7 protein-coding genes are annotated in these 12,337 nt (G+C 34.1%); all 7 read left to right on the top strand.

Translation table 11 applies throughout. From position 1 onward, the window contains the following. Window positions 1-142: 142 nt before the first annotated feature. Window positions 143-3,211 carry a SusC/RagA family TonB-linked outer membrane protein gene (locus MODO_RS04075; protein ID WP_006258981.1) on the top strand — a complete coding sequence of 1,023 codons (3,069 nt, stop codon included), beginning with the start codon at window positions 143-145 and terminating at the stop codon, window positions 3,209-3,211. A 12-nt stretch (window positions 3,212-3,223) separates the two neighbouring features. Continuing rightward, a complete protein-coding gene (locus MODO_RS04080) occupies window positions 3,224-4,813 on the top strand; it encodes a RagB/SusD family nutrient uptake outer membrane protein (RefSeq protein ID WP_039329436.1) in 1,590 nt (529 codons plus the stop codon). Window positions 4,814-4,875: 62 nt separating this feature from the next. Further along, entirely contained in the window at window positions 4,876-6,669 is a 1,794-nt protein-coding gene (locus tag MODO_RS04085; RefSeq protein WP_235811649.1) for an alkaline phosphatase, read from the top strand. Next, window positions 6,669-8,168: a calcineurin-like phosphoesterase C-terminal domain-containing protein gene (locus MODO_RS04090; RefSeq protein ID WP_059050678.1), complete on the top strand. Its 1,500-nt coding sequence runs from the start codon at window positions 6,669-6,671 to the stop codon at window positions 8,166-8,168. Before MODO_RS04085 ends, MODO_RS04090 begins: the two co-directional genes overlap by 1 nt. 329 nt (window positions 8,169-8,497) lie before the next feature. Next, a complete protein-coding gene (locus MODO_RS04095; protein WP_059050680.1) occupies window positions 8,498-9,985 on the top strand; it encodes a S41 family peptidase in 1,488 nt (495 codons plus the stop codon). Window positions 9,986-10,100: 115 nt separating this feature from the next. Then, complete coding sequence (locus MODO_RS04100) at window positions 10,101-10,811, top strand: sterol desaturase family protein (RefSeq protein ID WP_006258976.1); 711 nt, start codon at window positions 10,101-10,103, stop codon at window positions 10,809-10,811. A 262-nt stretch (window positions 10,812-11,073) separates the two neighbouring features. Then, window positions 11,074-12,207 (top strand): hypothetical protein, encoded by a 1,134-nt coding sequence (locus MODO_RS04105; protein ID WP_230486155.1) that lies wholly within the window; start codon window positions 11,074-11,076, stop codon window positions 12,205-12,207. Window positions 12,208-12,337 lie beyond the last annotated feature (130 nt).

Genomic DNA, 12,337 nt, shown 5'->3' on the forward strand with positions numbered 1-12,337 from the left:
GTTATTGTCCAAATAGTACACTACTCTGATATAGAATTAGCCTTTTACTGAAAGATTATTACACTTGACTGAAAGAAAATTACCCCTGTATTATACAAAGCAGAAGTACTTTCGAAAGTGAAATATCAATGTAATCAATCTTATGAAAAGACATTTCTTAGTATGGCTGTTATGTATAGGAGGTAGTACTTTCTTACATGCACAAGTGATAGTAAAAGGAAAGGTAGCAGGCAAAAGTGATGGCCTACCTGTTTCTTTTGCTACAGTAATCGCTAATAAGGATAATTCTACTTGGGTAACTACGGATGCCGATGGGAATTTTACGCTAGAATTAGCCAAAGAAGCGGGTACTCTTTCTGTGGAGTATTTAGGATACAAAACGAAAACGATCAACTATCAAGGCGCTCAATTAGTAAGTATCCTTTTAGAACAAGACAGCAATATCTTAGATGAGGTTGTTCTAATTGGATATGGAGCTTCAAAGAAAAAAGATATTACCACTTCGATTGCAACAGTGGACAATATTAAACAAGTTGCTTCTAGACCAGTGTCTAATTTAAGTGATTTCTTACAAGGACAAGTTGCTGGGGTAACTGTAACGCAGCAAGGAGGAGATCCTTCTGAGAGCAGTAAGATGGTTATTCGTGGTTCAGGTTCATTAGCTAATGAGGCTCCACTTACTGTAGTAGACGGTGTGCCTTATTACGGACCAGCAATTAGCCCAAATGATATTGAATCTGTATCTATCTTAAAAGATGCGGCTGCAGCTGCAATCTACGGAGCTCAAGCTGCTTCAGGAGTAATTGTAATTACAACTAAAAAAGGAGTAAAGGGAGATCCTAGTGTTTCTTTAAATGTGTATACAGGTTTTTCAAAAGCTACAAATCTACCAACACCATTAGATGCACAAGGGCAAGCTTCTGTATATAATATGGCAGCAGATAATGCAGGAGTTCCTAGACAGTCTGCGCATGATGCTCTACTTAATCCGTGGGGACAAGTGAATAGAACAAATTGGATGGATGAAATCTTTAGAACAGCAGCTATGCACAATGTAGATGCTAGTATCTCTGGAGCTTCTGACCATACGAATTATTTTGCTTCTCTTGGGTATAATAAAAAAGAAGGAACTTTAATAGGAACATTTTCTGAACGTTATAACTTTAGATTAAAGGCAGATACTAAGCTGACTGATAAAGTTACTATTGGAGAGAATGTATACTACTCAAATACAAATGCTATTGGTACTAATACTACAAGTTCTTATTCAGGAAGTGTTATCAGTGCTTTATATATGCCTTCTGCAGCGCCTGTATACGATGCTGATGGTAAATTTGGAGGAGTAGTCCCTCATGATTTAGCACAGTTTGCTGGAGCGTATGGAGATGTATATAACCCAGTAGCATTACTGCTAAGACCTACAACATCTAATCCAACGAATTTCTTAAATGCCAATGTGTATTTAAACTATGATATCGTTGATGGGTTATCCTTCAAGACTTCTTATAGTTATGATTATACAAGTAATAAGTATAAGAAATTTACGCCTAAGGCACCAGAGTTAGGAAGAACAAACTTAAATAACTACCTATTAGAAAATAACTACGAAAAAACCCATTGGATATGGGATAACCAGTTGACTTATCACAAGACATTTGGTAAGCATGATGTTAATTTAACAGCTATTCATTCAGCGCAAAAAACAAATTACGACTATATTTCTGTACAAGGAGAAGGTTTTGGAAGTGAAGAATCATTTAACCAATATATGGGTAATGCTTCTATCATCAGAAAGCCAGTTACAGAGGTGTATGAAGATGCCTTAACTTCTTTGATAGGACGTGTGATGTATAACTTCGATGATCGATATTTCGTATCGGGAAGTTTGCGTAAGGACACTACTTCACGTCTAGCTAAGAATAACCAATCAGAAGTATTCCCTTCTGCGTCTGTGGGATGGAGAATATCACAAGAGAACTTCTTTAATGTAAATGCAATAAGTGAATTAAAATTAAGAGCTTCTTGGGGGCAAATAGGAAACATTAATTCTGTAGGCTATTATTCTTTTGATGTACCACTTAGCAATAGTGATATTATTATGGGAGAGGATGGTATGCTTACAGGTAAAGGGACTTATGTAAACCGTCAGTCTAACCCTAACTTAAAATGGGAAACATCAGAATCTTTTGATATTGGGCTAGATGCTGCTTTCTTTAATGGACGTTTAAACGTAGTGGCTGATTACTTTAGTAAGCGTACTAAAGGGATGATCATTCCAGGATTAGAAGATGCTCACCATGGTACAGCAGCAGCAGATGTAAATGGTGGTGAAGTACTGAATAAAGGTATCGAATTGTCATTGAGTTACAATGATCATATAGGAGACTTAAACTATAAGATCTTTGGGAATGCAAGTTTCTTAGAAAATGAACTAGTAAACTTAAATGGATATAACCAAAGTGGAATAGATTATATCGCTCATGGAGATAATGTTCGTGGGGTGCTTTCTCCATATAGATCTGTAGTGGGTAGACCGCTTTATTCTACTTATTTAGTTCCTTATTTAGGAATCTTCCAGTCGCAATCAGAGATTGATGCGCACCGTTCTAATGAGGGTAAATTAATACAACCTAATGCTAAACCTGGTGACTTTAAGTTTGAAGATAGCAATGGAGATGGTAAGATAGATAATAATGATAAGCAGTTTATGAACGCTTACTTACCTAAGATTACTTATAGTTTTGGTTTAAACTTAGAATATAAAAACTTTGACCTAAGTATGTTCTTCCAAGGAGTAGGTGATGTGAAAGTATTCAACGGATATAAGTTCACAGCTTACAATGCTTCTTTACAAGGATATAATTTAGATAGTCGTGTGATGGGAGCATGGACTCCTGATAACCCGAATGCTAGTCTTCCTAGATTATCTACTAAGGATGATAATCAAAACTACGGAACGACTTCTAGTTGGTACTTAGAAGATGCTTCTTATTTACGATTAAAGAACTTAACAATCGGATATACTATGCCTAAGAGTGTAATGAATAGTCTATCCCCTAAATCTAGCTTAAGAATATTCATGTCTGGAGATAATTTATTTACGATTACTGGATATGATGGTATAGATCCAGAAGTAGGAGGTGTAGGAATGGACGTAGCAAGATATCCTGTGTCAAGAACAATATCAGGAGGTTTCTTATTTACTTTTTAATCACTTATAATTATGAAAAAATATAGTTTATCTAAATATAGCTTAGTATTAGGTTTATCAGCAATCTTATCACTAGGAGCTTGTAGTTCTGATTTTACAGAGTTAGATCCAAAAGGAAATACATCTTATGAGAACTTCTGGAAAACAGAACAGGATGCTACAGAGGCGGCTAATAGCTTGTATCAGATGATGATGGAAGATGAAATGTTCGGGAGAGGGTTCTTTTGGTATATTAATGCTTCTGACGATATGGTAACAGGACGTCTTAATGCAACAGCAGATAACATTAAAAACTTTAACCTAAATGGGGATGAGGGCTATATCAATGGTATTTATCAAAATGCTTATAAAGTAATCCGAAGAGCTAATGATATCATTGTTAATGTTCCTGGAATGAAAATCAGTGAATCATTAAAGAAGAGAGTACTAGGAGAGGCTTATTTTATGCGTGGTTTCTTCTATTTCTGGCTAGCGCATACGTATGGAGATAATGGAAATAATGGTGGTGTGCCTATTATTACAGAGGCTAATATGTCTCAACCAGCAGGAAGTTATACAAGACCAAAAAGCGTGATTGAGAACTATGACCATATCGTTCAGGATTTGACAAAAGCATCAGAGTTATTACCTCTTTTTACTTCTTATTCAGCTGATAATTATGGTAGAGCACATAAAGATGCTGCTTTAGCCTATATCGCAAAGACTTATTTATATTGGGCACAATATGACTCTTCTAAGTTTAATGAAGTAATTAAGTATGCAGACGCAGTTACAAATTCTGGATCAGGAAGAGCACTTGTCAATACAGGTAATCCTTCTAAAGATTACAGAGAATTACACAGTGCTTTAAACAACTGGAAGAGTGAGTATATCTGGTCTGTAAACTCTGGAATAGAAGGAGGAAGTATTCTTCCAGGCTGTATGTTAGAGAACAAAGGATGGGGAGCTTATAACGGATGGGGGTATTTTACACCTACTGAGGGGTTATACCAAGAGTTCGAAAAAGGGGATGCACGTAGAGCAGTAACGCTATTAGTCTTTGGAGATGAGTTCAGCTACTTTGGACAGACCAAAAGATACTCTTCAGAGAATTCGATGTCTGGACTTCAGTTTAACAAGTATATGTATGAGTATAGTACAGAAGATGCTTTAGGGAAGTTTATCAATATGAATGGAGATAAACCTACAACGAATTACAATGTTCCTCTAATGCGCTATGCTGAGATTTTACTAATGAAGGCAGAAGCTCAAATCATGTTAGGGCAGAATGGTGATCAGGCATTAAATCAGGTGCGTAAGCGCGCTGGATTAGCACCTAAGAATGGGGCGACAATGGCAGACTTAAAACATGAGAGAAGAGTAGAGTTAGCTGGAGAATTTGCAAATAGACATTTTGACTTAGTAAGATGGGGAGATGCAAAAGAGGCTTATGGAAAACCTCTTTATGGAAGAATTCATGAAGATCGTTCTAACCCTGATTCTCCTTATAAGGTATCAGAGGTATGGAAAGCTAGAAACTTTGATTCAAGTTATATGCATGTATGGCCAATACCAAATAGGGCTGTACAATCATCAGGAATACAACAAAACGTAGGATGGTAATTTAATTTCAAAACCAATTGAGGGCTACCTTTTTGGGGCTAGCCCTCTTTTTATGCAACACAATGAAACGACTTTTTTTATCTATAGCCTTTATTTCGAGTGTTTTAATGGCTAATGCTCAATCAAAAAATTATAAAATACACTCTCATAATGATTATCATCAATCTACTCCTTTCTGGACGGCTTACTCTAATGGAGCAGAGTCCATAGAGATAGATTTAGTCATAGAACAAGGCAAGTTATATGTAGCACACGAAGTAAGTTCTGTACAAGTAAATAGAACGATAGAAAGCTTGTATTTGGAATCATTAGAAAAAGCTATTCAATTAGGTATCGGTAAGGCAAAGGGACTTAGTTTTTTAATTGATTTAAAATCAAATGCAAATCAGTCTATGGAGCTATTATTACCAGTACTGAAGAAGTATGAACGATTAATTAAAGAACAAGATATCACTTTTGTTATTTCTGGGAATAAGCCAGATACAAAAGTTTTTGAACAATATCCAACCTATGTAAAATTAGATCACCAGAGTTTAACTCCTTTAAAAAATGCAACGCTATGGGAACGAGTAACCATGGTAAGTCTTAATTTTAAAGATTACTCTGTCTGGAATGGTAAGGGGCGCATGGTAGAAGAAGAAAGACAAAAGCTTCAAGAGGTAATAGACTTAGTCCACAAACAAGGTAAACAAGTTCGTTTTTGGGGAACTCCTGATGGGAAAACAGCATTTAAAGCATTTTATGATATGGGTATTGATGTTATCAATACTGATAATCCTTATCTAGCACAGACATACTTAAAAAACTTAGATCGTGCTGTATATCATAATAAAACAGTATCTGAGGTCTATAAGCCAACATTTGCAAATGACGATAAGGATTTACCCATTAAGAATGTTATTCTCTTAATAGGGGATGGAAATGGCTTGACACAGATATCTTCTGCTGCTTTAGCAAATGGAGGTGACTTAAGTTTACTTCAGCTGAAGAGTGTAGGCTTTATCAAAACGCAAGCAGGAGATGATTTTACAACAGACTCTGCAGCAGCAGGAACTGCTTTAGCAACAGGTCAGAAAACCTATAATCGCTCTATTGGGATGGGAATGGATAGAATGCCTTTAAAGAATATGACAGAGTACTTAGCGCCGTTTAATTATAAAACAGGAGTAATTACCACAGATGAGTTAACAGGGGCTACGCCTTCTGCTTTTTATGCACATCAAAAAGATAGAGATGATAGCTCACTAATAGCTCAAGATTTATTAAAAAGTCAACTTTCTCTCTTTGTAGGTGGAGGAAAGAAGTCTTTTAACAATGTGAATCTAAAGCAAGAGTTTACTTTACTAGAGCAAGTAGAACAGCTTAGTACCAGTAAGGATGCTCGTGTTGGTTATTTCTTAGGAGAAGGAGGATTAAAAGGTGTGATAGAAGGAAGAACAGACGTTTTAGCCCAATCTACTAAACACAGTTTAGACTTTTTGTCAAAAGGAAATCAACCTTTCTTTTTAATGGTAGAAGGAGCTAAAATAGATTCTTATGGTCATTTTAATAATACAGGGGGGATTGTAACAGAGGGAATTGACTTCGATAAAGCGATAACAGAAGCTTTAAAATTTGCAGATAAAGACGGGCAAACCTTAGTTATTATAACAGCAGATCACGAGACAGGTGGTTTTGCAATTCCACAAGGAGATGTAAAACAAGGTATTATTGAAGGGGATTTCATCTCTCATGATCATACAGGAACTATGGTGCCTATTTTTGCCTATGGACCTAAATCGGGTGAGTTTAGAGGAACTTATGAGAATAATGAAGTATACCATAAGATTATAAAACTCTTAAATCTAGATAACTAATGAAGCGCTTATTAGTAGGTATAAGTCTTATTATAACGAGTGGAGCTTGGGCACAACAGACACAAGTAAAAGGTAGAGTTTTTGAAGATAGCAATCAAAATAGGCAATACGATAAAGGAGAACCTCTGTTGAAAGATGTTTTGATCAGTAATGGCAAGGATTTAGTTGTGACTAATGCTAAAGGTGAATATAAGATCAACAGTTTAGAGCAAGGTCAAATCTTTTTAATCAAGCCTTCAGGATATCAGTCTCCTTTGTCAAAGTCTAATAAAGTTGAGTTTTATATCCCCTTTGGAGAAGAATATAAGAGTTATGATTTTCCTGTGTATAAGCAAGAGGAGGATAAATCTCTAAAGGCTGTTTTATTGGGAGATTTGCAGTCGGATGTAATGGATGATATTCATCACGTAGAAAAACTCGTGGTAAGCGAATTAGTTACCACACCTCCAGATTTAATCTTTCCGCTTGGAGATTTAGCTTTTGATCGTTTAGAAGTATTTGAGCCTTTATCACAAGCATTAGGTGTAATTGGTAGTCCTATATATTATGTAGTTGGAAATCATGATTTAAACTTTGGATCAGGTCTAACACTTCAAGATAGAGATAGTAGTTATAAGAAAGCTTTTGGCCCTTCTTATTATGCATTAGAATATGGAGAGGAGTTTATTTTAGTACTTAATAATATACTTCCTGTAAATGACAAAGAATATATAGGAACAATAGATGAGGTACAAAAAGCTTTTATACAAAATGTACTAGCTCGTTATGCTCTAAAGTATGATAAAGTAAAAGTGATGATGCATATTCCTATTGAGTTTATGGAAGATAAGCAGGAGTTTCTAGACTTGTTTAAGGACTATAAAGAAGTCTTTGTAGCTGTAGGACATACACATACACAGTATCATCAGTACTTTGAAAGAGATAATAAAAAACCTGTACATCAATTAGTAGCTGGAGCTGTTTGTGGTGCGTGGTGGCAAGGGCCTCATGATATCGAAGGTATCCCTTTTGCTATGATGTATGATGGTACTTGGAAGGGATACTGGACACTAGAGACACAAAAAGGAGATTATAACTTATCCTATAAAGTATCTGGTAGAGCTGAGGATAAACAGATTCAGATTTGGACTCCAGAAGTACAAGAGTGGGATAAGAGTTTAGAACACTTAAACGATGGATATGTTTATGCAAATGTATTTGCGGCAGATCTAAATACAGATGTTGAAATAAGCTTCGATGGTGTAAGTTGGCAAAAGATGGAGTACTATGAAGGAGTAGACCCTCATTATACCCGTTTAATAGAGCTACAGAATCAAGGGCGATATAAAAATATGAAAACCTCTCCTTTAGTAGACGCTAAAAGGAAGAGTAAACATTTATGGCGTATGCCAATACCTATGGGCTTAAAAGAAGGACCTCAGTTAATTAGAGTAAAAGCTATTGATCCTAGATACGGTCTTAATCATGTGGAGAATCGTGTCTTGTGGACCCCAAAATAGTTTTGTTGTAAGAAGTTGTTGTTTCAACTTTTTAGATTAGTAGTGTTTGTATTGGAAGGTGGCCTGGCGAGGTCACCTTTCTTTTTTTGAACCCTATTTAAAAGCACAAAGTAGGTTGTTTTAAAAAAGATTGTTTTTTTAACTTTTATAAAATAATAAAAATGAGAATTAGCTGTTATAATATACATACTAGTAAAAGTTGCGTAGGTATATGCTTAACTTTATCTTTGTATGCTTAGGAAATAAAGAGATTTGCATAAATTGCTTTTGGAATAATGTTTTAAAATGCTATAAATTCTTTATTTTAGATAATTTAATTGAGAACAGGAATGATAAAAAAAGGTTTATTATTAATTGCCTTATTATTGAGTAGTTCTTTTGTATTAGGACAGAAGAAATATTCGGAGTTGACGAAAGAAGATTATTTAAATGATTTTGATATACTTATTAATATTATAAAAAAGCAACATCCTAATCCATTTCGAACTATTAGTGAAAAGGACTTGGATACAAAAGTTGCAGAAATAAGAAAAAAACTAGAAGAGAATCCTTCTTATGCTAATTTCTTGTTATCTAATCCGATTCCTCTAATTCACGATGCTCATTCCTCTTTGAGTACAGATAGTACCGTTTTTGAGGATTTTACAAAGGAAACTTCTTTTTTCCCAATTAATACCATTGTTTATGATGGAAAGGTGTTTGTGAATCAACACAACCCTACTATACCTGTAGGAAGTATTATTACAAAAGTAAATGATGTAAAATCAGAAGATTACTTAAAGCGTATTAATGTAACAACGGATGGAAGTATAGAGGCTGATGATGCTAAAGACTTTTCGTTCTATGTGTCTTTAATGAGTCCTGAGCAAGAGTATAAAATCACTTATCTTGATAGTCTAAATGCTGTAGAGAGTAAAGAAGCTACACTAAAGGCAGTTAACTATGCACGAAACTATTACAATGTACAGAAAGCTATATTGCCAGTAGATATCATTAGTTATTCTTATGGAATCTATGGACAGAAGGTCAATGACGATACATACTGCCTAACGATTAAGACTTTTGCTTTTTCAGAAGAGTTCGCCTACCAGAAGTTAAGTTCTTTCTTTGAGAAGATTAATGAAGAAGGAGTGAAGAATTTAATTATTGATATCAGAGGTAATGGAGGAGGGTATCTAAGTAATATTCCTTTGTTTTACTCTTTTATATCACAAGAAAAAGTGTTTAAGAACAATTACAGATATGCAACTAAGGTAATAGACATCAATGTACGTGAGAATCTTATAGATGCTAGTGGTAGACAGTATTCTGATATGGATATTAAGAATATGAATAACTTTATGTTCCAGCGATATGATAAGAGTGAGGTAGAAGGAGATGAGTACTACTATGGTAATAATCGATTAGACGAGTCTTATGTAGAGAACTATCCTCGTGATCGTTATTTCTTTGAAGGGAATACGATGTTATTAATAGATAATAATACAGTGTCTGCAGCAGCGTATTTTGCTTCTTTATTTAAAGAGAATAAGAGAGGAATTATCATAGGACAAGAGACACGTACATGTAGTAACTTCACTACTGCATCATGGTTTATTAATTATAAACTACCTAATACTCAGACAATAGTTGATTTGCCTCGATCGGAAGTGTTTTTTAATAATTCAATTAGTACAGAGAAAGGCTGTAGAGGAGTATTACCAGATTATACTGTAGATGAAAAAGCCTTTTATAGAAGTATATTGAATGAAGAAGACCCTGAACTTACATTTGCTTTAGATCTACTAAAGAGACAAGCTCAGAATGAAGAACAGTAATTAAGAATACTCTAAATAAATATAGATATAAGATGTAGAAGGATGACTCAAGCAGTCATCCTTTTTATTATATGTTTTTTGTAAGTTTGATTATTAATAATATAAATGGAGAACCATGTTAGATCTAGTGATCGGAATGTCTATTACACAACTAGTCCTTTTTAGTATAGTATTGAATATACTGTTCTATGGTGTATCTATTGGTTTGTATTTGACTCTAAACAGATGTAAGAAGGGAGAGTATATTCAAGAAATAAAACAAGAGATTACTAGAAGAGATTTAATATTATCATTTGTTGTTTTACTGTGTAATGCAGGCGTTTTTGTATTAGGAGTAGGGTTGTATAATTATGGATATATTCATGTATTAGAAGGTAGCTCTATCACTGTTATAGCTCTACAAACATTAGGACTAGTGATTGGTATGGACTTTCTAATGTATGTATTTCACAGATTAGCTCATATCCCGATTTTTTATTCATTAGCGCATCTAAGACATCATGAGCACAACAGTGTTAATGCGATAAGTTTATTTGTATTACATCCACTAGAGGCTATTGGTTTTGGGCTACTGTTTATCTTGTTGTTGTGTATATATCCTTTTGACACTTTTTCGATAGGACTTTATTTACTTATTAATCTTATTTGGGGAACTATAGGTCATATAGACAAGGATGTGTTTAAGAATACTTACTTTGAACGTTGGACACGAGATATACTGTGTCTTACCTTGTTTCACAATATTCATCATCAAGATCCGAACTGTAATTATGGTTTTTACACTTTATTATGGGACAAACTTTTTAAAACGTATCGAAAAGTATAGTATATGCCTTGTAAACGTTTGAATATTAGTAGGGTACTAATTTTTTTGCTATCATTATAATGATGTGATTTACTTGTTTCTATTTGTAAGGTGTTGATATATAATGGTGTCTATATCTATATAGTGGTTTATAACTATCTATTTAATTGTTTTTGGAAACGTAATTTTATTTTTTTGTCATTTGAAATTTGTAAATTTGATATTCATGGTTTTAGACAAGGAGTTTAGGATTATGCATACTATGTTATTTAAAAAGAAAAATATGAAAAAGGGTATTGTATTATTGGCACTAAGTATAGGAGGAGTACTATATGCGCAAGATCATACTACAGTGACAGATTCTATACATAGAGATACTCTTAAGTTGAAGGATATTAGTTATCTAGTAGAGACTTCTACTGTTAATGATAGTTTGAAAGTTGTAGAGAAGACAGCATCATATCCTAATACATTATCTATGTTAACGGATCGATTAAAGTTTATTTCACTTTATGATCAGCAAGCTAAGGCATATATAGAGGTAGAGAATAAACAAGATACAATACAAGTAAATTCTATATATCAAGATGGGAAGATATATGAAGGATTATTAGTAGAAGAGAATGTCTCTAATGATCTTGATATTGTTTATTATGAAGATGCTATTCCGAGATATCGTTATACTACAGATCATGATTATCATTACTATACACTATTATCTAGTGAGTTAGATAAGAACGATTCTATACGTGGGCAGTTCTATGATTTACATGAAGGGAGCCTATTACCTTTAAAGCAAGACTATGTAGATGGACAATGGGTAACAACATGGCAGAAAGACTTAAAAAAAGAAGAAGTAGCTTTAAATGGATTAGCTACTCCTGCTACCTTGTACTCTTCATTAGATGATAAAAAAGAGCGCATGGTATGGAAAATCGAAAATGAAAATAAGGAGTTACATTATATATTCTTACAAAGAGAGGGAAATATGATTCTAATCTATGAACAAGCTTGCCCTGTAGTAGAAGGAGAAGAGGTGTATCTAAATGTTGCCTCAATGATAAACGTTGGTTTTGATAAAAAAAGGGTAACTGCTAGGACCAATAATAAGGAATCTATCTCAGATGTTTACTTTGAAAACTTTGGTAAGCGCGATTGGAAAAAGCCTAATCAGTATGTTTTTGATTATTATAGAAGATCTGATAAGAAGCTTGTACGAGCACGTGCTGTACTAGATCCAACAGTTATGAGTAATAAGGTGTTTTCAGACTTTATAATCGCTTTAGTGAATAATCCAGAGTTGTTTAGAAGAGACGTTCATTTAAAACACTTTTCTTTTGAAGATGTATTGAGTAGACAAATTCTACGATTAAATCCTACGATTAAGCCAACTCATATTTTAGACGAACAGAAATAAAATAAGAGAAGCCAACTAAATGTTGGCTTTTTTTGTGTTTAATAGTTTAAAAATTAAGCTACTATCTACAGAAGTAAAAACTATTCTAATTTAACAGATTTATCTTTTTGTAGTACTCGTCATTTTGTAC

The sequence above is a fragment of the Myroides odoratimimus genome (genome assembly GCF_001485415.1).
In the GTDB taxonomy this organism is placed as follows: Bacteria; Bacteroidota; Bacteroidia; order Flavobacteriales; family Flavobacteriaceae; genus Flavobacterium; species Flavobacterium odoratimimum.

Excerpts from the sequence above, each read along its gene's own strand:
- MODO_RS04080 (WP_039329436.1), top strand. The coding sequence starts at position 3,224 with ATGAAAAAATATAGTTTATCTAAATATAGCTTAGTATTAGGTTTATCA.
- MODO_RS04085 (WP_235811649.1), top strand. The coding sequence starts at position 4,876 with ATGAAACGACTTTTTTTATCTATAGCCTTTATTTCGAGTGTTTTAATG.
- MODO_RS04105 (WP_230486155.1), top strand. The coding sequence starts at position 11,074 with ATGAAAAAGGGTATTGTATTATTGGCACTAAGTATAGGAGGAGTACTA.
- MODO_RS04090 (WP_059050678.1), top strand. The coding sequence starts at position 6,669 with ATGAAGCGCTTATTAGTAGGTATAAGTCTTATTATAACGAGTGGAGCT.
- MODO_RS04075 (WP_006258981.1), top strand. The coding sequence starts at position 143 with ATGAAAAGACATTTCTTAGTATGGCTGTTATGTATAGGAGGTAGTACT.
- MODO_RS04100 (WP_006258976.1), top strand. The coding sequence starts at position 10,101 with ATGTTAGATCTAGTGATCGGAATGTCTATTACACAACTAGTCCTTTTT.
- MODO_RS04095 (WP_059050680.1), top strand. The coding sequence starts at position 8,498 with ATGATAAAAAAAGGTTTATTATTAATTGCCTTATTATTGAGTAGTTCT.